The 278-nt window shown below is 69.4% G+C and carries 1 protein-coding gene; it reads right to left on the bottom strand.

Going from position 1 to position 278, the window contains the following annotated elements; translation table 11 throughout:
- The coding region (locus SB754_RS19945; protein ID WP_410784116.1) for an MlaD family protein at nucleotides 1-238 on the bottom strand (238 nt) is incomplete at its 3' end.
- Nucleotides 239-278: the final 40 nt, after the last annotated feature.

Genomic DNA, 278 nt, shown 5'->3' with positions numbered 1-278 from the left:
CGGGCGCGACCTTGATCTCCTGGACCCGGCCCACCTGCACGCCGTTGAACTTGACGGTCGACTGGGGCACCAGGTCGAGCACGTCGAGGAACTGCAGCTTGTACGTGCGCGGGTTGTCCCCCAGCGGCGCACCACCGGGCAGTGGAACCGACTGGAGTCCCTGCGTACCGCATCCACCCACCGCGATCACCGCGGCACCGACCAGCGCTGCTGCGCCCGCTTTCGACCACCGGTTCATCAGTTGCCACCCAATCCCGGCGCCGGGGTACCGGGCACCG

Source organism: Leifsonia sp. SIMBA_070, assembly GCF_046534635.1.
Taxonomy (GTDB): domain Bacteria; phylum Actinomycetota; class Actinomycetes; order Actinomycetales; family Microbacteriaceae; genus Leifsonia.
The sequence above is the reverse complement of the archived record's forward strand: the minus strand, read 5'-3'. Positions and strand labels throughout refer to the sequence as shown.